A 21,707-nucleotide genomic window follows, 5' to 3' on the forward strand; every position below is an offset into this window, starting at 1 on the left:
GAGGTTGATGGGTGTCCACATACAGGAAGCCGACAGCGACGATGTGCTCAGCTTGGGCGGTCGGCGCCCTCCCCCCTTTCCGTCCCACCGGGCGCAGGGCTCGGCAGTGCCAGCGCGCCGGCCACGATCAGGCCGAGGATGACGGCCTGAACCAGGTCCTCCTCGAAGGCCAGATACCGCACCCGCTGGCGTCTACCTCTTGCGGGCATGTGGGTGGTTCGTGATATGAACGCTCAAACAGTTTTGAACTGGCCCTTATCCGGCCCCTCTCTCCTCCAAGATCTCTAACCCATCTCTGACCTGCCAGACTCGTGCGTGGAGTGGATTTGAACGTTCATATCCCTGGGTCCTACGTGCGGCAGTTCCGTGAACCCCCCGGATACCTCGACTTCGCCAGGGTCGGGCCGACCTCCGAGGCGGTCACGCGGGCCGTCGTCGAGGCCGCCGAACTGCTCACCCGCGACCCGTGCGCCGCGCTGGACGGGCTCCAGGCCCAGGCGGCCAAGACCCAGGCCGCCGCGGCGGACCTGCTGCGGAGCGCGGTGCACGAGGTGGCCTTCGTCTCGTCCACCAGCCACGCGCTCTTCGCCGCCGCCGCGGCGATGGGCGGTCGCGGCGGCGTCGTGCTGGTGCCGCGCGGTGAGTTCCCCTCCAACATCTACCCCTGGCTGCGGTTCGAGGAGCGCGGCGGGCTCCGCGTCCGCTGGATCGACGCGCCCAGGATCACGCCGGAAACCGTGCGCGCCCACCTCGACCAGGACGTGCGCGCACTCACGATCAGCGCCGTGGACGCCTTCACCGGCTACCGCGCGCCGCTCGGGGCGCTGAAGGAGACGCTCGGCGAGGGACGGACGCTGATCGTGGACGCCATCCAGGGCCTGGGCGCGGTCCCGCTGGAGGTCGAGGCGGCCGACGTCCTCGCCTGCGGTGGCCAGAAGTGGCTCAGGGCCGGCTGGGGCGCCGCCATCCTCCTCGTCCGTGACCGGGTCGCCGACCGGCTCACGCCCGGCCTCGGCGGATGGTCCGGCGTCCACGAACCCCTGACCTCCGGCGTCCGCGTGCCGGGTGTGCGCGAGCCTCTCGCGGTCAGGCATCCGAAGCCGCCCCTCACCGGTGCGGTCGCGCATACGCCGACCAATCCCGACTACCCCGCGGTCGCCGCCCTGGGAGCCGCCATCGACCTGGCGCTCTCCGTCGGCGTGCCGAACCTCGGCCGGCAGCTCACCCAGACGCTGGCCACCCTGCTCGACGCCGCCATGAGCGCGGGCGCGGAGATCCTCATGGACGGGCGGGACCCGGAGACGCGCTCCGGCATCGCCTGCCTCCGCCTGCCCGGCCGTGACCCCGCGCACGTCCACGCGGCACTCGGCGCGGCCGGGCTCACCACCACCCTGCGCGGCGGCTGGATCCGGCTGTCCCCTCACGCCACCACCCCTGGCGAGGCCGTCGACCGGCTGGCACATGGTCTGCGTACAGCCCTCACCCCCCGAAAGGAAGCATTAAGATGATCAACCGTCGCGCCGCTCTCGCGCTGGCTCTCACCGGCGCGCTCGCCCTGGCCGCCTGCGGTGGCAACAGCGAGCCCGAGCAGCAGGGTCCCGTCAAGATCACCGTCTGGAGCTGGAAGCCCGCGTCGGACGGCCTGGCCGCGGTCGCCAAGGACTTCGAGAAGGCGAACCCGAACATCAAGGTCGACGTCCTGGTGATCGGCAACCCGACCATCTGGGAGAAGATCACCATCGGCATGGCGGCGGGCGGCAAGGGCCTGGGCGACGTCCTGCACATCGGCATCGACTACCTGCCCAGCTACGTGGACAAGTTCCCCGGCGGCCTGGCCGACCTGAACAAGCTGGGCGCCGGCACCTACAAGGACGCCTTCGCCAAGGGGCTGTGGCCCACGGTCACCGGCAAGGACGGCGGCGTCTACGCGATGCCGTGGGAGGTCAACCCGGTCGGCTTCTTCTACCGCTCCGACCTCTTCGAGAAGGCCGGGATCGATCCGGCGGCGATCCAGACCTGGGACGACGCCATCGAGGCGGGCAAGAAGCTCAAGGAGAAGACCGGGGCGTCCCTCATCGGCCTGAACAAGCCGGCCGCCGGCCGCATGGACATGGACTTGTACCAGTCGCTGCTGCAGCAGCAGGGCGCGTTCTACTTCAACCAGCAGGGTGACGTCACGCTCGGCTCGGCGCCCGCCGTACAGGCGATGACCCTGATCAAGAAGATGAACGAGGCCGGGATCATCGCCGACACCTCCGGCGAGGGCAGCGAGAAGAAGCTGATCGCCGGCGGCAAGCTGGCCGTGCTGCCGTGGGCGGCCTGGGCGGCGAACTACATCCCGGAGATGCGCCCTGAACAGAAGGGCCTGTGGCGGGTCATGCAGCCGCCGGCGGTCACCGCGGGCGGAAAGCGGACCGCGATCGTCAACTCCACCCACCTGGCGATCTCCGGCACCAGCAAGCACCAGGCCGAGGCGTACAAGTTCATCGAATACGCGCTGACCAAGCCCGAGGTCATCAACAAGGTCTTCAAGGAGGGCGGCGTCTTCCCCGCGCTGACCGCGGCGTACTCCGACCCGATGTACTCCGCCCCGACGGAGTACTACGGCGGGCAGCCCACGCTCAAGACTTTCGTGGACTCCCTGACCGAGGGCGCCGACGCCACCTACTACTCCAGTGACTACGCCAGGGCGCTGAAGATCGCCAGCGACGCCCAGACGCAGGTTCTGACCAAGGGCGCCGACCCGGCCGCGACCCTGACCACGGCGGCCCAGCAGCTCGCCCAGCAGACCGGCAGGAAGCTCGCGGGATGACGCTCACGATGACGCGGGAGGCCGCCACCGAGCGTGGCGGCTCTCCCCGCTTCCGCCGCCCGCTGGTCACCAGGAGGAACATCCCCTACCTGCTGATCCTGCCCGCGCTGCTCGGTTTCCTGTGCTTCAAGGCGTATCCGATCCTCGCCGCGATGTACATCAGCCTGACCACCGGCGCGGGGGCGGCCCGCAGCTTCGTCGGGCTGGACAACTACGTCCGGCTGGTGAACGACCCGCTGTTCTGGACCGCGCTGTGGAACACCACGCTGATCCTGGTCGTCCAGGTGCCGATCATGCTGCTGCTCGCGCTGCTGCTCGCACTCGGGCTCAACTCCTCGTTCGTACGGCTGCGCGGCCTGTGGCGGCTGGGCGTCTTCATGCCGTCGCTGACCGGCCTGGTCGCCTACGGCGTGATGTTCTCGGTGATCCTGAGCAAGGACTCCGGTCTGCTCAACTGGCTGCTCGGCTTCGTCGGCATCGACGCGATCAACTGGCTGGGCACCCCCTTCTGGGCCCGCATCGCCATCGTCATCGCGCTCACCTGGCACTACACCGGCTACACCGCGGTGATCTACCTCGCCGGGCTGCAGAGCATCGCCAAGGAGCTCTACGAGGCGGCGATGGTCGACGGCGCCGGGGCGATCCGCCGGTTCTGGTCGATCACCGTCCCGCAGCTGCGGCCGATCCTGCTGCTGACGGTCGTGCTGTCCACGATCGGCACGCTGCAACTGTTCGACGAACCGTTCGTGCTCACCGGCGGCGGTCCGGACAACTCCACCCTCACCATCTCGCTGTACCTCTACCAGAACGGATTCCAATACTTCGACTTCGGCTACGCCGCGGCGATCGCCTACGCGCTCACGCTGATCGTCGCCGGGTTCGGACTGGTCCAGCTCAAGCTCACCGGAGGCAAGAAGTGAAGGGCTGGCCACTGACGTTCGCGCTGGCCGCGGTGTTCGCGCTGTGCGTCGGGCCGTTCTACTGGCTGGCGATGGCCGCCACCCACGGCAACTCCGAGATCTTCGCCGAGACGCCGAAGTTCTATCCGGGCGACCAGCTCGGGGCGAACACCGCCAAACTCGAGGAGTCGATCGGCCTGGTCAATGTGCTGGGCAACACGCTGTTCGTCGCGGTCGTGCAGACCCTGATCGCGATCGTCGTGGCGCTGCTGGCCGGGTACGCCTTCGCCAAGTTCGAGTTCCGCGGCCGGAACGCGTTCTTCGTGCTGCTGCTGTCCACGCTGGTGATCCCAGGCGGCGTCACGATCATCCCGATCTTCGAGATGATGAACGACCTCGGACTGATCGACACCTTCCCGGCGCTGATATTGCCCAATCTGACGGTCCCGTTCGGCATCTTCCTCATGCGGCAGTCGCTGCTCGCCGTACCGGATGAGCTCCTGGACGCCGCGCGGGTGGACGGCGCGGGCGAGTTGCGGGTGCTGTGGCGGGTCGTGGTCCCGGTCATGCGCCCGGTGCTGGCTGCGCTGGGCGTCTTCCTCTTCCTCGGGGCGTGGAACGACTTCCTGTGGCCGCTGATCGCGATGCGGACCCCCGAGATGTTCACCCTGCCGGTCGCCCTGGCCACTCTGCAGGCCCAGGCCAGGACCGACTTCGGCCAGGTGATGGTGGGTACCGCGATCTCCTCGCTGCCCATGATGATCCTTTTCCTCATCCTCCAGAAACAGTTCATCTCCGGCCTGCTGGCCGGTGCCACGAAGGGATAGGCATGCAGGTTTGGGAGCCCTACGCTCTCGGCGAGACGGCGACGGTACGTGCCGGCGAGGTCGAGATGGCCGTCGCCGGCACCGCGGACGCGGCGGTGACGCGGGTCGCCGACGGCGTCTGGCTGATCGACGCGCCGACGGCGACGGCGGCGCAGTGGCGGATTCCGTGCGTGGACGTCACCGCCTTCTGGACGCCCGGCAGCGGGACCTTCTGGGTGCCGCCGATCTGGAGCGCGCCGCAGGAGTCCAGGCTGACCAAGGGCTCACCCGTGGTGTCGCTGGTCGGCACGGGCAGCGCGAACGTGTGCACGGTGGCGCTGGCCGAGTCGGTGTCGCCGGTGAGCTTCACCGCAGGGGTGATCGAGGAGACGGGCGAGTTCGTCTTCACCCTGCGCGGCCAGGGGCTGCGGATCCGCCTGGACCTGTCGAAGCGGCCGTTCTCCGCGGCGATCGCGGATGTGACGGCCTGGTGGCAGGTGGGCCGCCACCTGCCGCCGACGCCGACGGCCGCCCGGCTGCCGGTCTACTCGACCTGGTACAGCATGCATCAGGAGGTCAGCGCGGAGTCCGTGGAACTGCAGGCGGGGCTGGCGAAGGAGCTCGGCTGCGAGACGATCATCGTGGACGACGGCTGGCAGACGGCCGACCGGGCGCGCGGCTACGCGTTCTGCGGCGACTGGGAGCCGAACACCACCGCCTTCCCCGATATTTCAGGGCATGTGGCTAGAGTCCGTGAGCTCGGCATGGCCTACCTGCTCTGGTACGCCATCCCCTTCGTCGGCAAGCACAATGCCGCCTTCGAGCGCTTCGAGGGCAAGTTCCTGCGCTACCTCGACCACATGGACGCCGCGGTGCTCGACCCCCGGTATCCGGAGGTCAGGCGGTTCCTCATCGACAAGCTGGCCCAGCCGGTCGAGGCGTGGGGCGTGGACGGCCTGAAGATCGATTTCGTCGACCGGTTCGCGACGCCGGGCGGCGACCCCGCTCCCGGCGAGGGGACCGACTGCGCGGAGGTGGACGAGGGGGTGCGGCGGCTGCTCCACGACCTCGACGTACGGCTTCGCCGTACCGCGCCCGAGGTGCTGGTCGAGCATCGCCAGCCGTACACCAGCCCCGGCCTGTGGCCGTACGCGAACATGATCAGGGCGACGGACTGCCCGCTCAGCCCGCAGGAGAACCGGCAGCGGACGCTGGACCTGCGGCTGGTCGCCGGCCCCATCGCCGTGCACTCCGACATGATCCTGTGGCATCCGGACGAGCCCGCCGAGCAGGTCGCGGTGCATCTGATCAACGCGCTGTTCTCCGTGCCGCAGATCTCGGTCGACCTGTCGGCTCAGCGGCCGGACCAGCTCGCCGCGATCGGGTTCTGGCTGGAGATCTTCCGCAGGCACCTCGGCACGCTGCAACTAGGCGTGCTGGAGCCGGTGCAGCCGGAGCACGGCTACCCGCTCGTGCGGGCCTACGATGGGCAGACGACGATCATCGCCCGTTACGCACCGCTGCCGGTGGACGTGCCGGAGTCAGGCGAGCTGCTCGTCGCCAACGCCGACCCCGACCCCCGCGTGGTGCTCTTCGGCGAAGGCGAGGCGCGGGCCGAGGTCTACGACTGCGGCGGCACGCTGGTCCAGGCGACCGACCTGCGGCTGGAGACCGGGCCAGCCCTGATCGACGTGCCCTTGGGCGGCCTGCTGAAGCTGAGGAGAGGCTGAGTGACGACACGCCGGCCGCGCGAGCGCGGGGTCACCATCGAGGATGTCGCCCGGGCGGCCGGCGTGTCCCGGCAGACGATCTCCAACGCGCTCAACGCACCGCACCGGCTGAAGGCCGAGACGCTGGAGCGGGTCACCGCCGTCATCGAGGAGCTCGGCTACCGGCCCGACCAGTCGGCGCGCAGCCTCAAGTCGGGCACCCGGCGGATCATCGCGTACCCGACTCCGGTCGACGATCCGGCCAATCCCAACCCGCTGATGGGCGGCTTCCTGGAGGCGGTCGTCGCGGCCGCGGGCGAGGCCGGCTACCGGATCCTGCTGGTACGGCCGCGGCCTGGCCAGAGCCAGGAGCAGGCGCTCGACGAGCTGATCGCCGCGCGTACCGTGGACGGCTTCCTGCTGTCGGACATACTGCGTGACGATCCGCGCGTGGCCCACCTGTCCGGCGCGGGCTTCCCGTTCGCGGCCTTCGGCAGGACCACGCCCGAGCATCCGCAGTCCTGGGTCGACGTCGACAGCGTGCAGGGTGTGATCGACCTGGTCGGCCTGCTGGCGGCCAGAGGTCACCGGCGGGTGGCCTTCCTGGCCTCCGCCGCCGGGCAGCCGTGGATGGACGACCGCCGCGACGGCTTCCTGGCAGGCGTGCGCCGCCATGGCCTGGCCGGGCACGAGTACTCGGTGCCGGGCGACGACCCAGGCGAGATCGTCGCCGCCACGCGGGAGCTGCTGAGCGGGCGCGTCCGCCCGACCGCGATCGTGGCCGGCGGCGACTGGCTCGCGCTGGGCGTCTACGCCGCGGCCCGGGCGGAGGGCCTGGAGATCGGCGCCGACCTGGCCCTGGTCGCCTTCGACGACCTGCCGATCACCGCGTTCCTCCAGCCCGCCCTGACCACGGTACGGCTACCGCTGCGCCGCATCGCGGAAGCCCTGGTCAGCCGCCTTCTCCAGATCATCGAGGACGGCGTCACCCCGCAGGCGGGCCTTCTGCTCCCCGGCGAGCTGGTGATCCGTCCCAGTGTCGGCCCTTGAGGGCCGTGATGGGAACGTTCAATGCAGATCGGCTCCAGCAGCCACGAGCTCGTGGCGATGTTCGAATGGGCGCGCGAGCGGGCGCTGCGCTGGGCGCACCCCGCCGGGTCGCGCGGCCCCGTCAACGTCGACGAGCGGCAGCCGTACGGCACCGGGCAGGGTGTCTACCTGCCCTCCTACTGGGCGGGATACGCGCACCGAAGCGGCTTCTACGCCCGTGACTTCGCCCACCAGGCGGCTGGCGCCCACCTGCTCGGCCTGGCGGAGGCGAACCTGGCGATGCTGCGATGCTTCGCGGCCTCCGCCACCGAGGAGCACGGCTACCACCCCGTGTGGGCGTTCAACTTCGACGGCTCCTACCTGTCGATCGACTACCGCGGTCCCGACGACTTCGTCAGTGAGGTGCCGGCGGTGTTCGAGCTGGTGGAGACCGCGGCGGCGGTCCACCGCTGGACGGGCGACCGCGCGTACGTGGACGACCCGGTGCTCTGGCGCTACTACCAGAACGCGACCGGCGAGTTCGTCGCCAGGAACGCGGGCGGCGGCCTGGTGGCGCGCGGCTCTGGCGGCGGCATCTTCCAGGGCACGGCCACCTACAACGAGCTCGGCGGCGAGCCGCTGGCGGAGGCCGGGGACGGGATCGCCGCGCAGTACGCGGCCTACCTGGCCATGGCGGAGCTGGCGCGCGCCAGAGGCGCGGACGGCGACGACTACACGCGGCTCGCCCACGGGCTGCGACGGCACTTCAACGAGACGTGGCGGCTGGACGGCGAGCAGGTGCGCGGCTGGACCGTGGACGGGCTGCCGGTCACCGGGTGGGGCGCGGAGAACAGCTGGTTCATGCCGTTGAAGGACATCATGGACGACGGCTCCGGCTATCTCGACTACGTCGACGCGCAGGCCGCCGGTCCGGGCCGGCCGGAGAACGTCGAGGCGCTCACCTACCTGCCCGACACCTTCTTCCGCCACGGCAGGAACGAGACCGCCTGGCGGTGGATGCGGGAGATCTTCGCCGCCCGCTCCGCCGCGCACGTCGCGGGCGGGCTCAACGGCGACTACCCGGAGGTGTCCTTCACGCTGGTCAGCCAGACCGTCGAGGGCCTGCTCGGAGTCCGGCCCGACGCGCCGTCAAACGCGCTGACCACCTGTTCCGGGCTGCCGGACGACGTCACGTGGCTGGCCGTCTCGGGCATTCCGATCGGCGCGGGCGCCGTGACGGTCCGGCACGAGGGCGCGACCGCCACCACGCTGACGAACCTGTCGGACCGGCTGACCTACCAGTGGACGGCGCGGTTCCCGTGCGGTTCCGAACTGACTCAGACGGTGCCACCGGGCACCACGGTCACCGCGCGCCCGGTGAAATAGTGATCCAGTCTCCTTTCGTAACAGCAGGCGCCGGTGCTCTGGCGGGGCTGAACGGGCGCATCTATGTTCAAGGCATGGGAGCGCAGCTATGGGGGACGTACGCGGTCAATGACCACTGTCAGCCCGGCGTATTGGCACGCGGTGTCCTGCTTTTTGATCGACTTGTTCTGCCTGTCCCCGAGACGAGCGAGGAACGCGCCCGCTGGCGTCACCCGGATCAGTCGTGGGATCCCGATGGACTCGACCGTGCTCTGGCCGTCCTCGGCACCCAGCAGGCAAAACCCAACAATGGGGGTGCATCGCTCGCCTGGAAGGTGCCCTGGACCAAGGAAAAGTGGATACTTGAGCGCAGCCGGACCGAAACGGTGCGGATCATGACGAGCGCCGACGCCTTCGACAGCACCCGGGACATCCTCTCCTGGCAGGACAACCTTCCCCGTGCGATCGAGGCGGTGGCGGCGTTTCCGTCGGCGCGAGCGTGCAAGCAAGAGCTTCAGCCCGCGGCGCAGCCGCCGCACGACCAGTCCGCCGCGGAGGCACTCATAGCGCTGGCCCGCCCGCTGCTGGTACCGAAGGACGGTGATCTGCGGCTGGCCGCCGAACTCGCGCGCGAAGGGGCCTCGATGTTCGTCATGGCCGAGAAGCGGATCGACTGGACACGCTGAATCCAGGTGCGACCAGAGTCGTGTCGGCGTACCCCTTGGTCGTATCAGGCTGTCTTCTTACCCTAGAAATACTACTGAATGTTAATGTCGACTACATAGAGTGTCGGTTGAGGTAAAGAGGAGTGTCACGGTGGACAATCTCATCCCCCCTCGGGTTCCCGCTGACGACCTGGAGCGCCGCGATCATCCCGGCGAGCGCGTGCTGATCATCGGCGCGGGGATGGCTGGATTGGCAGCGGGGCGTGCCCTTCAGCAGTCCGGTCATGCGGTCATGATCCTGGAAGGCCGTGATCGGATCGGGGGTCGGATCTGGACCGACGACGACGGGGTCGACCTGGGGGCGCACTGGATTCACGGCACCGAGGGCAATCCGATCACGGGTCTGGTGGAACGACTGGAGATTCCGTACAGCTATGTGGGTGGCAGCAGCTCGTACACAGGTGGGTTCGACAGTCTGCAGTTGTTCGGCCCGGACGGGAAGCTCACCAGCCAGACGGTGAAGAGCCGCACGCTGGAGCTGGCCGATGAGGTGCTGTACGAGCTGGAGCAGCGTGCCGGGCTCGCGCGCCGGTTGGGTCATGCCGACCTGCCACTGGGCGAGGCGATCGGCCAGATCCTGGCCGCCCGCAGCTACAGCCCCCAGGAGCAGCAGGCGATCCGCTATCACCTGAATGTCATTCTGCGTGAAGACGTCGCCGAGGACTCGGCCAACCTGTCCTTCAAGTTCTGGGAGGAGGGGTATCTGATCTACGGCCATGGTGACTGCGTCCTGCAGCGCGGCTACGGGGCGGTCGCGGATGCCCTCGCCGACGGCCTGGACATCAAACTGGGTCACGTCGTGACCGGCATCGATGTCGGCGACGGCTCCCGCCCCGTGCGCGTCACGACCGGCCGGGGCGATTTCGAGGCCGACAAGATACTGATGACGGTGCCGCTCGGTGTGCTCAAGGCTGGAACGGTGGCCTTTGAGCCACCCCTGCCGACGGAGAAGCGGACGGCGATCACCCGGCTGGGTTTCGGCACCCTCAACAAGATCGCGCTGCACTACAGTGAACGATTCTGGCCCGACGACCAGTATGTTTTCGGCTACCTCTGCCGCGACACCGACAGCTATCCCACTGTGATCATCAACATGTGGAAGTCGCACGGCAAGCCGATTCTGGTCATGCTGATGGGTGCTTCACTGGGCCGGGACATGGAGAACTGGCCGGATGACCGGGTCGCCGAGTACGCGGCGACGGTCATCGGGGACATGTTCGGCGCCGAAGTTCCCGCGCCCGATCACATCACCCGTACGGCCTGGTCTGCGGATCCGTTCTCCCGGGGTTCCTACACCTGCATCGGGATCGACGCCTCACCCAAGGACATCGACGCGCTGGCTGAGCCTGTCGCCGGGCGCCTGTTCTTCGCCGGTGAGGCGACCAACAGCTACCACTGGGGCTGTGTGCACAGCGCCTACGACTCCGGGCTTCGCGAGGCCGCCCGCATCAGCGGCGACGCCTCCCTCTACAGCCCGCCCTCGACGGAGACTTCACGTCGGCAACTGCGTGACATCGACCGGATGAAACGGTTCGCGCGGATGCGCATGAGCCATCTCAACGAGGACGAACTCAAGCGGCGCGCCGAATGCCTGCGAACCAGTAGCGACCCGTACGGGGTGCGGTTGTTCGAGTTGCTGGTCAACGCGGAACTGGAGACGCTGGCGTCGATGTTCGACGAGTTGACCTTTACCGCCGGAGAGAGCGTCTGCCGGGAAGACGACACCGCCCACGGTGTCTTCCTGGTGGCCGACGGCGAGGTGGAGGTCGATTTCGGTGGCATCTACGAACGCGTCGTCATGGGCCGTGGGGTGGTGCTGGGCAGCCATGACCTGTTCTTCAAGGCCCGGACGGCGACCGTGACGGCGGTCAGCGATGTCACGCTCTACCATCTGGACCACCACCGGTACCGTACGTTCCTGAGCGCCTTTCCCGATGTCATGATGACGATGCTCTCCGATCTCGTCACCCGCTGGGAGCAACTGGAAAGCGCCCTGGGAGCACAGATCCTCACCAGCGCGCAGCGAATAGGCGTTCAACGGCCGAACACCGACTCTTAGCCTTGCTCCGATCTTCACCGGATGCCCGCGCATCGCCTGGTAGTCGTCCACCGGCACGAGTGGAACAGATCCAGGCCGTCGCGCCAGATCCGCCAACTGTGCTGCTGCGCTTGGCGTGACACCTCATCGGCCCGCTGGCAAACGGGCTGGTCAGTGATGCTTCACGATCATTGTCATGATCTTCTGAATGCTCCTGTTGTATCGTGCTTTCCGTCGATTTGTCGCGGTCACGGGGGCCGCGTTGCGCCGCCGCCAGCTTTGGGGCCGTGCGGCTGTCGACCGAGTGGATCAGGCCGGGCGAGTGCCGCACGAGTGAGCCGACCGGGCCGATCCAGGAATGGAGCACCGTGCGAGGAAGATCTTCTCTGCTTGCCGCCGCCTTTGTCGCGGTAGCGACGCTTTTACCCGTATCGGCGGCCATCGCGGCGGCCCCTGGAGACGGAGCCACGGCTACGCCGACAGCCTCGTCAACCCCCACAGCATCGGGAACCCCCACAGCTTCGCCAACTCCGACGGCCTCGGCCACACCCACTCCCGGGAAGGGCCGCATCGCCTGGGCGCCTTGTGCGGAGGAGCCCTCCGCCGAGTGCGGCAAGCTGGCGGTGCCGATCAACTGGTCCCGCCCGGACGGGGCGACCATCGACCTGGCCATCGCCCGCCGCAAGGCCACCGACCCCGCGGGCCGCGTCGGCTCCCTGGTGATCAACCCGGGTGGTCCTGGTGGATCGGGTGTGGAGGCCGTGTACGGTGCCCCCGGCTCCTACACCGAGGAACTGCAGAAGCGGTTCGACATCGTCGGCTTCGACCCCCGGGGTGTGGGCCGCAGCCACCCGGTGATCTGCTCGGCGTCGGTGTACAACCAGATGCCGCACGCCGTCATGAAGAGCCAGGCCGACTTCGTCAAGTGGACCGCGTACGCCAAGAAACTGCGCGCGGACTGCCGAACCCGTACCGGCCCGCTGTACGACCACGTCGACTCGGTCAACGTCGCGCGCGACCTGGACGCCCTGCGCGCCGCGCTGGGTGAGGAGAAGCTCACCTACTACGGGATCTCGTACGGCACGCTGATCGGCCAGATGTACGCCGAGCTGTTCCCGAACCGGATCCGGGCCATGGCCCTGGACAGCAACATGGACCACAGCCTCGGCGTCAAGGCCTTCCTCGACAGTGAGGCCGCCGCCGTCGAGGACGCCTTCGACCAGTTCGTCGGCTGGTGTGACCAGGAGCCCGGCTGCGCTCTGCACGGCAAGGACGTCCGGGCGGTGTGGGAGAGAATCCTGGCCAAGGCGCGCAGCGGCCAGCTGTACTACCCGGGCGTCAAGGATCGCCCGATGACCGAGATCCAGGTCCTGTGGCAGGGCGTGCTGGGCAACGAAGGGCCCGCATGGCAGTTGCTCAGCGAGATGCTTCGCGCCCTGGACGGCGGGGAGCCGCCGGAGTGGGTGCCCCCGCTGCCCGGCCGTGGGCCCGTGTCGGGTGAAGTCGCCCAGCTTCCCACCGCGATCCTCTGCCAGGACTACAAGCTGCGGGTACGCAGCTACAAGGAATACGCCTGGCTGCTGCGCAGCTCCAAGCGCCAAGCCCCGGACATGCGCTTCAACCCGATGCCGATCGAGGACCTGCCCGTCTGCCTCAACCACCCCACCACCAACCCGCAGCACCGGCTGCGCTACACGGGCAGCGCTCCGATCCTGCTGGGCAACTCCTTGCACGACCCCTCCACCCCGTACTCCTGGTCCGTCAACGTGGCCCGGCAGCTCGGCTCCAAGGCACGCCTGATCACGTACGAGGGCTGGGGCCACCGCATCTACGGCAAGGACGAGTGCAGCACGGTACCGATCGACAACTACCTGATCTCGCTGACCCTGCCTCCGGAAGGCTTCCGCTGCGCCGTCGGCGGTCGAGCCAAGAGCATGCTCAAGGGGCAACAGCGTGAGCTGTGGCCGACGGACAAGCTCCCCTGGGGCGCTCCGTCCCTGACCTCCTCCCGCCAGCAGCCGACCACGGCCGCCACCGGCACGCTCAGGACGTCCAACTGAGCTCCTGGCGGCTTTGACCGACGCCGACCTTGGGCCATCCCGGCCCTGATCAACGCGCCCCGACTCGTAGTCGAGTCGGGGCGCGTTGCTGTACCAGCGCCTTCTACGTGGGGAAGGCGCTGGGCGACCGAACCGATCAGGAATCGAGAAGCGCAGGTCACCGAGCTGCGCCTAGCGTGACCGTAAGGAGCCCGCGGTGGCGGACGCCTGGTGGCCACCGTCACCGATCCCGGTGGTAACGTCCTCGGGCTGCTTCAGGACCGATGTGAACCAGACGTACCCTCTTGGCTGGTCAGATCGGCCAGGCGACGCCAGCGGAGACCGCGAAGGCGGCCCCGACCAACAGATGGAGACAGGATGAGCATGGCCACGAGGACGGACACGCAGTCGCCTGCGCCGCACATTGCCGACGTCCACGATCTGATCCGCGTGCAGGGTGCGCGCGTGAACAATCTCATGGACGTCAGCATCGAGATCCCGAAGCGCCGGCTGACGGTGTTCACCGGAGTCTCCGGCTCGGGCAAGAGCTCGCTGGTGTTCAGCACGATCGCCGCGGAGTCGCAGCGGCTGATCAACGAGACCTACAGCACCTTCGTGCAGGGCTTCATGCCGACGCTGGCGCGGCCCGAGGTCGACGTACTCGACGGGCTGACGACCGCGATCATCGTCGACCAGCAGCGGATGGGCGCCGACCCCCGCTCCACCGTCGGCACCGCCACCGACGCCAACGCGATGCTGCGCATCCTCTTCAGCCGGCTCGGGCAGCCGCACATCGGCTCACCCCAGGCTTTCTCCTTCAATGTCCCCACGGTCCGGGCGAGCGGTGCGATCACGGTCGAACGCGGCGCCCGCAAGACCGAAAGGGCGACCTTCACCCGCATCGGCGGCATGTGCACGGGCTGCGAAGGCCGGGGCACGGTCTCCGATATCGACCTCAGCCAGCTCTACGACGACTCCAAGTCGCTCGCCGAGGGCGCGTTCACCATCCCCGGCTGGAAGTCCGACAGCTTCTGGACGGTGCGGGTCTACGCCGAGTCAGGCTTCGTCGACCCGAACAGGCCGATCCGCGAGTACACCAAGAAGGAACTCCAGGACTTCCTCTACAAGGAGCCGACCAAGGTGAAGGTCGACGGCGTCAACCTCACCTACGAGGGGCTGATCCCCAAGATCCAGAAGTCGTTCCTCGCCAAGGACCGGGAGGGGATGCAGCCGCACATCCGGGAGTTCGTCGACCGGGCGGTCACCTTCACCACCTGTCCCGAGTGCGGCGGCAGCCGGCTCAGCGAGGAGGCCCGCTCCTCGCGGATCAAGGGCGTCAACATCGCCGACGCCTGCTCGATGCAGATCAGCGACCTCGCCGATTGGGTCCGTGGCCTCGACGAGCCGTCGGTCGCACCGCTGCTCGGCAAGCTGCTGCACACCCTGGACTCGTTCGTGGAGATCGGGCTGGGCTACCTCTCGCTCGAACGGCCGGCGGGCACGCTGTCGGGCGGCGAGGCGCAGCGTACCAAGATGATCCGCCACCTCGGCTCCGCGCTCACCGACGTCACCTACGTCTTCGACGAGCCCACCATCGGTCTGCACCCCCACGACATCCAGCGGATGAACAACCTGCTGCTGCGGCTGCGGGACAAGGGCAACACCGTGCTCGTCGTCGAGCACAAGCCGGAGGCGATCGCGATCGCCGACCACGTCGTCGACCTCGGCCCCGGCGCCGGTACGGCGGGCGGCACCATCTGCTACGAGGGGACCCTCGAGGGCCTGCGGGCCAGCGGCACCATCACCGGCCGCCACCTCGACGACCGGGCCGCCCTCAAGAAGACGGTGCGGACGCCCAAGGGCGCGCTGGAGATCCGCGGCGCCAACCGCCACAACCTCCAGGACGTCGACGTCGACATCCCGCTCGGCGTGCTCTGCGTCGTCACCGGCGTCGCCGGCTCCGGCAAGAGCTCGCTGATCCACGGCTCCATCCCCGCCCCCGCGGGCGTCGTGTCGGTCGACCAGGCGCCCATCCGCGGCTCGCGGCGGAGCAACCCGGCGACGTACACCGGACTGCTCGACCCGATCCGCAAGGCGTTCGCGAAGGCCAACGGCGTGAAGCCGGCGCTGTTCAGCGCAAACTCCGAGGGCGCCTGCCCCAACTGCAACGGCGCCGGCGTCATCTACACCGACCTGGCGATGATGGCCGGCGTCGCCACCACCTGCGAGGAGTGCGAGGGGAAGCGGTTCCATGCCTCGGTGCTGGAGCACCACCTCGGCGGACGCGACATCAGCGAGGTGCTCGCGATGTCGGTGACCGAGGCCGAGGCGTTCTTCGGCGCCGGCGAGGCGCGTACGCCGGCCGCGCACGCCATCCTCGAGCGGCTCGCCGACGTCGGGCTCGGCTACCTCAGCCTCGGCCAGCCGCTCACCACGCTGTCCGGCGGCGAGCGGCAGCGGCTCAAGCTGGCCACCCACATGGGCGAGAAGGGCGGCGTCTACATCCTCGACGAGCCGACCACCGGCCTGCACCTCGCCGACGTCGAGCAGTTGCTCGGCCTGCTCGACCGACTGGTCGACTCCGGCAAGTCGGTCATCGTCATCGAGCACCACCAGGCGGTCATGGCGCACGCCGACTGGATCATCGACCTCGGGCCCGGCGCCGGCCACGACGGCGGCCGGATCGTCTTCGAGGGCACACCCGCCGACCTCGTCGCCACCCGCTCCACCCTCACCGGCGAGCACCTCGCGGCCTACGTGGATGCCGCTCTCTAGCATGAGTTGATGTCGCCGACCTGGGCTCGCCGGTACGGCTGAGCTTGGCCCCGCTTCCGAGGATCGGCAAATCTCGGAAGTGGGGCTCCAGGACGGACTTCCGAGATCGGCCAATCTCGGAAGGGAGGCTCCAGGACGGACTTCCGGGGATTGCGTTGTTCACGCCCTCCGCCTACCTCGCATTCACGGTCGCGGACAGGTGCTTCACTTCGGGATGGCTGGGACCGAGGGCAAGGCGCTTGATGCGCAGGGCGTCCCCGTAGCGCCACGCAGCCTGCTCGGCACGGCCCTGGAGATCGTCCAGGTGTGCCAGGTTCACCTGACACACCGCCACCTCGTAATGATCGGCTCCCAGGCGCTCGCGGAAGATGCCCAGGGCCCGATGCAGTGCCTGCTCCGCCTCGACGAATCTGCCCTGGTTCGTGAGCACCGCGCCGAGCACGGCCAAGTCCCCGGCGACCTGGTCGTGCTCGGGGCCGAGCACTGACTGCCGCACCTTGATCGCGGCCCGCGCATGCTGCTCCCCTTCGGGGGTGCCCCGGGCGTGTGCGAGTCCCGCGAGATTGTGCAGGGCATCGGCGCGCATCAGCAGCTGACCCCCGTGCCGTTCCAGATGGGCCAGCGCCTCGTGGTAGCACGTCTCGGCCTCGCCGTACCGGCCGGTCTCCTTGCACAACACGCCCAGAGCCAGTTGTACGGCCGTGCCTCGGACGTGGTCGGCCTCGTTCACCAGGTCGGCCGCGCGGCGCAGGTGAGTCTCGGCCTCGGAATGCCGAGCCTGCCTGCGCTCGACATCGCCCATCCGGAGCAGTGCGTCAGCGAGCAGTCCTTCACGGTCGTGCCCGTCAGGTGCCGCAGTGAGCAACTCCGCCGCCAGTCGGGCACACTCGTGCGCCTCCGGGTAGCAGGTGAGCCCGTGCCATAGCGACGCCAGATCTACCAGGAGCGTCGTTTGTCCCTCTAGGTCCGCCTTACCGGCGGCCTCGCTTGCCCGCTGCGCCCACCGCTTGGCACTGGCATACCAGCCGCGCCTGCGACAGTAAACACCCCGGAGAAGGCGTCGCCGGATCACCTTGATCCGGCGACGCCGGACGAACCGATCAATCACCGTCAGGCGACGGCTCGCAGTGGTTGGCGATGCGGATGGCCTCCGCAGTGCCGGTCATCACCATGAACATCGGGACGGCTGCCACGGTGGCCAGCACCCACATACGCTTGATCATTCGCATGCCTGCTCCTTGTCCGGGGAATCGGGGCGTCCTCATCGTGCTCCCGGCGCCTTGTGGCTCACTTGGGAGCGACTGATACATGACCGCCTGGACCGGGGACGACGAGCGGGGCACCCCCTATCGGCGCTGCACGTACAGGTAGACGGTGAAGAAGCCGTCCTCTTCGCACTTGTAGGTGCGGTAGACGCCGTTCTGCACACCGATCCTGCCGGTGCTGTCGCAGACGGCATAGGCGCGCTCGATGGGCCACCTGGTCCAGGAATCGATCGGACCTTCCCACCCGTCGGCGTGCGCGGCACTCCCTACCGCAAGCCCTCCAGCCACTGCGAGGACAGCAGCGGCGATGGCGATGGTCTTTCGCATGTCGGTTCCCCTTACTGTCGCTCCCTCAAGAGCGACGCGCCCACCTGTTCAACTACTTAGAGTGTTCGCGCCGTCACAAAGTTGCGTTCAGTTGCCGAATTCGACAGTCGGGCATGGCCTATGAGCGGGGCGGGATGGAATGAATCGTTCCGTTCTGATAGAGTGGAACCAATCGTTCCGTTCCAAACATAACTGGGGTATATCACTATGACTTTTCTCGTCACTGGAGCCACTGGAACCGTCGGCCGCCTCGTCGTCGCCGAGTTGCTCGACGCCGGTCAGCAGGTGCGTGCGCTCACCCGGAACCCGGCCAAGGCCGACCTGCCCGCGGGCGTCGAGGTGGTCGGCGGCGACCTGGGCGACCCCGGCACCCTGGGCCAGGCGTTCGACGGCGTCACCGGCGTCCACCTGATCAACTTCGCCGGTGACGACTACGCGCCCCTGCAGTATGGCGAGCAGATCGTGGAGTTGCTCGCCGAGTCGGGTGTCAAGCGGGTCGTCGTGCTCGGCGGGCGGGTGGACGGTCCGCTGGAGACCGCGCTGGCGTCGAGCGAGCTGGAGTGGACGCTGCTCAACCCGGTGGAGTTCATGTCCAACACGCTCAAGTGGTGGGCTGACGGCGTGCGCTACCAGGGCGTCATCCGCGAGCCGTTCGGCGGGCGGCTCAGCGCGATGGTCCACGAGCGCGACATCGCGGCCGTGGCTGCCAAGGTGCTCGTCGACGGTGGACACGGTGGACGCACCTACACGCTGACCGGCCCCGAGGCGCTGCGCACCACCGAGAAGATCGAGCGGCTCGGCGCGGCGATCGGCAAGGAGATCGTCTTCGAGGAGCTGACCGAGGCGCAGGCTCGTGAGATGTGGGCCGGGTTCGGTATGGGTCAGGCGACGATCGAGTTCCTGATCGACGCGCTCGGCAACACCCCGGAGGTCGGCTACACCGTGGTGCCGACCGTCGAGGAGGTCACCGGGCGTCCGGCTCGGTCCTTCGCCGAGTGGGCACGCGAGAACGCCGAGTCGTTCCGCTGAAGCCAAGGCCAAGTGTCCAGTGGCCGTGCGCCGCTCTCGGGGCAGACCGAGGTCGTCGCCGGTCTAGCCGTTCGCCTCTGCGGCTAACGCGTCGAGGCGGGTGGAGTCGAGGTAGGCGCCGGGGATGCGGGCCAGGCGGCGTAGCGGGACCGAGCCGACCGTCCTGACGTAGTGGTCTTCCAGGAAACGTGAGGCGGGCAGCCCCGATCCGGTCGGCGGCCGCATTTCGCGCGTGAGTACGGCTCGCCCTTCCGGCACCGACATCCACTCGGCCAGCGTCGAGTCGGGGGTGAGCTTGGACTGCGGCTCGTTCCCGGCCAGTCGTACCTCGCCCGACAGCCGGAGGTCCCGGGACGAGGCGCCGAGCTGGACCAGGGCGGTGCCGCGTTCGACCGTCCAGCGCCGGTGTCCGGGGTGGAAGTAGGCGAAGTCGCGGGTGCCGAGGGTGAAGGCGACGGGCGCGCTCTCGCCGGGTTCGAGTGTCACCTTGGCGAAGCCGCGCAGTTCCCTGACGGGCCGCCGGACGTCGGCGCTCGGCGCCGACACGTAGAGCTGCGCGACCTCGGCGCCCGTGCGCGTCCCGGTGTTGGTGATCGTCGCGCTCACCTCCACGGCCTCGCCGCGCGTGGTCACGGTCAGGTCCGAGTAGGCGAAGGTGGTGTACGACAGGCCGTGCCCGAACGGGTAGGCCACCGGTCCGTCCACCGCGTCGTGGTAGCGGTAGCCGACGAAGACGCCCTCGCCGTACCGCACGTGGTCCGCTTCGCCGGGGAAGTTGAGGTAGGAGGGGGTGTCCTCGAGCCGCAGCGGCACGGTCTCGGTCAGTCGCCCCGAGGGGTTGACCACGCCGAGGAGGATGTCGGCGACGGCGCCCCCGCCCGCCTGGCCGAGCAGCCAGCCTTCGAGGATCGCGGCGGCTTGGTCGTCGAAGGCGGAGGTCTTGACCACGCCGCCGTTGGACAGCACCACGACCACGCGGGTGCCGGTTTCCGCCACGGCGGTGAGCACCGCGAGCTGGCCGGCCGGCAGGTCTAGGTGGTCGCGGTCGTAGCCTTCCGACTCCTCGCCGTCAGGCAGGCCGAGGAAGACCACGGTGACCTCGGCGGCAGAGGCCACCGCGCGGGCCTCGGCCACCAGCGCCGGGTCGTGCCCCGTGGCATCGAGACGGTAGCCGGCGGCGAAGGGGATCTCCGCGCCGGACATCGCCCGCAGTTCGGTCAGCGCGTCGTCGAGCCGGGTGGGCACCAGCTGGGAGCTGCCTGCGCCCTGGTAGCGCGGCGTGCGCGCCAGCTCGCCCACCACGGCGACGGACGCGGCGGGGTCCAGGGGCAGTACACCGTCGTTCTTCAGCAGGACCGCGCACTGCCCGGCGACCTCGCGGGCCAGCCGGTGGTGCTCCTCGGGGTCGTAGGGCTCGGCGGCCGGGCGGTCCGCGACGCGGCCGATGAGCGTGAGGACGCGCCGGGCGGCCTGGTCCACGACCTCCTGCTCCAGCTCGCCCTGCCGTACGGCTGCCGCCACCAGTTCGTCGGTGACCTTGTTGGGGGCGGGCATCTCCAGGTCGAGCCCGGCGCGCAGCGCCGCGACCCGGTCGTTCACCGCTCCCCAGTCGGACACGACCAGGCCGTCGAACCCCCACTCCTCGCGCAGGACCTCGGTGAGCAGCCAGCGGTGCTGCGAGGCGTACTCCCCGTTGATCCGGTTGTAGGAGCACATGACCGTCCACGGGCGGGCCGCCTTCACCGCGTGCTCGAACCCGGCCAGGTAGATCTCCCGCAGGGTGCGCTCGTCGAGGTCGGCGCTGACCCGCATCCGGTTGGTCTCCTGGTTGTTGACCGCGAAGTGCTTCAGCGAGGCCGCCACTCCCCTGGACTGGATCCCCTCGATGAGCGCGGCGCCCAGCACGCCGCTGAGCAGCGGGTCCTCGGAGAGGTACTCGAAGTTCCTGCCGCACAGCGGCGAGCGCTTGATGTTGATGCCGGGGCCGAGCAGGACGTGCACGCCGAGTGCCGCGGCCTCGGCGCCCAGGGCGTCGCCGACCCGGCGCAGCAGACGGGGGTCCCAGGACGAGCCGAGCGCCACGGCGGGCGGGAAGCAGGTGGCGGGGACCTTCTCCCAGCGCACCCCGTGCGGGCCGTCGGAGAGCCTGATCTCGGGTAAGCCGGCCCGCTCGATCGCCTTGGTGGTCCACAGGCCGCCGCCCGAGGTGAGCGAGGCGCGTTCGTCCAGCGTGAGCCGGTCGAGGTCAGGAAGCTGGGTCATGGGGCTCCACTTCTGCGAGGGGTGATGGTGTCGAGATGCCGGTCGAGGCGGCCGAGCAGGTCGAAGCCGGGCTCCAGGAGCCATTGGATCTGCAGGCCGTCAAGGACCGCGATGAGCAGGGGGCCGTCCGCCTCGGCGGTGAGCTCGCCCCGTTCCCGCGCCGTGGCGACGGTGCGGGTGAACAGTTCACGGCTGGTGCGGTAGCGCTCCTGGAAGTAGTCGTGGGCGGGGTGGGCGGGGTCGGTCGCCTCGGCGGAGAGCGTCACGAACAGCCGGACGATCTCGGGTTGGGCCATGTTGCGGACGGCGAGCTCGCGCATCGCCTCCCGGAAGCTGCCGATCTCCGCCCACTTCTCCTCGAACCAGGGGATGTCCGTGTCGTCCCGGTGCTGCAGGACGGCCTCCAGCAGATCCTCCTTGGAGGGGAAGTAGTGCAGCAGCCCGGCCATGCTGAGGCCGACCTGGGCGGCGACGTCGCGCATCGACGCGCCCCGGTAGCCCCGGAGGCTGAACAGTTCGTGCGCGGCGTCGAGGATCTGCTGCCTGCGGGCGACGCCGACGGCGTAGGGCTTTCGTACGGCTGGCTTCATGGTCGCATTCTCCATCCGCGAGCCGGGATCTTCTCGG

At 68.9% G+C, this 21,707-nt stretch carries 18 protein-coding genes; 12 read left to right on the forward strand and 6 right to left on the reverse strand.

Annotation, left to right across the window (positions count from 1 at the left end):
• Positions 1-47: 47 nt before the first annotated feature.
• Positions 48-182: a hypothetical protein gene (locus tag ABZ911_RS33135; protein WP_358064983.1), complete on the reverse strand. Its 135-nt coding sequence runs from the start codon at positions 180-182 to the stop codon at positions 48-50.
• A 171-nt stretch (positions 183-353) separates the two neighbouring features.
• Here ABZ911_RS33135 and ABZ911_RS33140 point away from each other — a divergent pair, with 171 nt between their 5' ends.
• From ABZ911_RS33140 to ABZ911_RS33190, 11 genes are all read left to right on the forward strand, one after another.
• Positions 354-1,508 (forward strand): aminotransferase class V-fold PLP-dependent enzyme, encoded by a 1,155-nt coding sequence (locus ABZ911_RS33140; protein ID WP_358064986.1) that lies wholly within the window; start codon positions 354-356, stop codon positions 1,506-1,508.
• Entirely contained in the window at positions 1,505-2,812 is a 1,308-nt protein-coding gene (locus ABZ911_RS33145; RefSeq protein ID WP_358064989.1) for a sugar ABC transporter substrate-binding protein, read from the forward strand. Before ABZ911_RS33140 ends, ABZ911_RS33145 begins: the two co-directional genes overlap by 4 nt.
• Positions 2,809-3,732 carry a sugar ABC transporter permease gene (locus tag ABZ911_RS33150; protein ID WP_358064992.1) on the forward strand — a complete coding sequence of 308 codons (924 nt, stop codon included), beginning with the start codon at positions 2,809-2,811 and terminating at the stop codon, positions 3,730-3,732. Before ABZ911_RS33145 ends, ABZ911_RS33150 begins: the two co-directional genes overlap by 4 nt.
• On the forward strand, positions 3,729-4,538 hold the full coding sequence (locus ABZ911_RS33155; protein WP_358064995.1) for a carbohydrate ABC transporter permease: 810 nt from the start codon (positions 3,729-3,731) through the stop codon (positions 4,536-4,538). Before ABZ911_RS33150 ends, ABZ911_RS33155 begins: the two co-directional genes overlap by 4 nt.
• A gap of 2 nt (positions 4,539-4,540) precedes the next feature.
• On the forward strand, positions 4,541-6,247 hold the full coding sequence (locus ABZ911_RS33160) for a glycoside hydrolase family 36 protein (protein ID WP_358064998.1): 1,707 nt from the start codon (positions 4,541-4,543) through the stop codon (positions 6,245-6,247).
• A complete protein-coding gene (locus ABZ911_RS33165) occupies positions 6,248-7,276 on the forward strand; it encodes a LacI family DNA-binding transcriptional regulator (RefSeq protein ID WP_358065001.1) in 1,029 nt (342 codons plus the stop codon).
• Between the two features lie 21 nt (positions 7,277-7,297).
• Positions 7,298-8,641 (forward strand): hypothetical protein, encoded by a 1,344-nt coding sequence (locus ABZ911_RS33170; RefSeq protein WP_358065004.1) that lies wholly within the window; start codon positions 7,298-7,300, stop codon positions 8,639-8,641.
• 74 nt (positions 8,642-8,715) lie between these two features.
• Positions 8,716-9,306 (forward strand): hypothetical protein, encoded by a 591-nt coding sequence (locus ABZ911_RS33175; RefSeq protein WP_358065007.1) that lies wholly within the window; start codon positions 8,716-8,718, stop codon positions 9,304-9,306.
• 130 nt (positions 9,307-9,436) lie between these two features.
• Positions 9,437-11,404 carry an FAD-dependent oxidoreductase gene (locus ABZ911_RS33180; RefSeq protein ID WP_358065010.1) on the forward strand — a complete coding sequence of 656 codons (1,968 nt, stop codon included), beginning with the start codon at positions 9,437-9,439 and terminating at the stop codon, positions 11,402-11,404.
• A gap of 602 nt (positions 11,405-12,006) precedes the next feature.
• The gene (locus ABZ911_RS33185) at positions 12,007-13,443 is read left to right on the forward strand and encodes an alpha/beta fold hydrolase (RefSeq protein WP_358065013.1); all 1,437 of its coding nucleotides are present in this window, start codon (positions 12,007-12,009) and stop codon (positions 13,441-13,443) included.
• Positions 13,444-13,800: 357 nt separating this feature from the next.
• Positions 13,801-16,197, forward strand: coding sequence for an excinuclease ABC subunit UvrA (locus tag ABZ911_RS33190; RefSeq protein ID WP_358065016.1), 2,397 nt, complete (start codon positions 13,801-13,803; stop codon positions 16,195-16,197).
• Positions 16,198-16,369: 172 nt separating this feature from the next.
• Here the strand turns inward: ABZ911_RS33190 and ABZ911_RS33195 are convergent, their stop codons facing one another.
• The 3 genes from ABZ911_RS33195 to ABZ911_RS33205 all read right to left on the reverse strand — a co-directional run bounded on the left by ABZ911_RS33195 (position 16,370) and on the right by ABZ911_RS33205 (position 17,789).
• Positions 16,370-17,305, reverse strand: a complete 936-nt coding sequence (locus ABZ911_RS33195) for a tetratricopeptide repeat protein (RefSeq protein ID WP_358065019.1) — start codon at positions 17,303-17,305, stop codon at positions 16,370-16,372.
• Positions 17,298-17,426, reverse strand: coding sequence for a hypothetical protein (locus ABZ911_RS33200; RefSeq protein WP_358065021.1), 129 nt, complete (start codon positions 17,424-17,426; stop codon positions 17,298-17,300). Before ABZ911_RS33200 ends, ABZ911_RS33195 begins: the two co-directional genes overlap by 8 nt.
• A gap of 117 nt (positions 17,427-17,543) precedes the next feature.
• On the reverse strand, positions 17,544-17,789 hold the full coding sequence (locus ABZ911_RS33205; RefSeq protein WP_358065024.1) for a hypothetical protein: 246 nt from the start codon (positions 17,787-17,789) through the stop codon (positions 17,544-17,546).
• A gap of 207 nt (positions 17,790-17,996) precedes the next feature.
• Here ABZ911_RS33205 and ABZ911_RS33210 point away from each other — a divergent pair, with 207 nt between their 5' ends.
• The gene (locus tag ABZ911_RS33210) at positions 17,997-18,818 is read left to right on the forward strand and encodes an NAD(P)H-binding protein (protein WP_358065027.1); all 822 of its coding nucleotides are present in this window, start codon (positions 17,997-17,999) and stop codon (positions 18,816-18,818) included.
• Positions 18,819-18,881: 63 nt separating this feature from the next.
• Here the strand turns inward: ABZ911_RS33210 and ABZ911_RS33215 are convergent, their stop codons facing one another.
• Together ABZ911_RS33215 and ABZ911_RS33220 are read right to left on the reverse strand one after the other, a co-directional pair.
• On the reverse strand, positions 18,882-21,080 hold the full coding sequence (locus ABZ911_RS33215) for a glycoside hydrolase family 3 C-terminal domain-containing protein (RefSeq protein WP_358065030.1): 2,199 nt from the start codon (positions 21,078-21,080) through the stop codon (positions 18,882-18,884).
• Complete coding sequence (locus ABZ911_RS33220; protein WP_358065033.1) at positions 21,077-21,670, reverse strand: TetR/AcrR family transcriptional regulator; 594 nt, start codon at positions 21,668-21,670, stop codon at positions 21,077-21,079. The genes ABZ911_RS33215 and ABZ911_RS33220 overlap by 4 nt, the downstream gene beginning before the upstream one ends.
• Positions 21,671-21,707: the final 37 nt, after the last annotated feature.

The sequence above is a fragment of the Nonomuraea sp. NPDC046570 genome, from assembly GCF_040645915.1.
Classification (GTDB): Bacteria; Actinomycetota; Actinomycetes; order Streptosporangiales; family Streptosporangiaceae; genus Nonomuraea.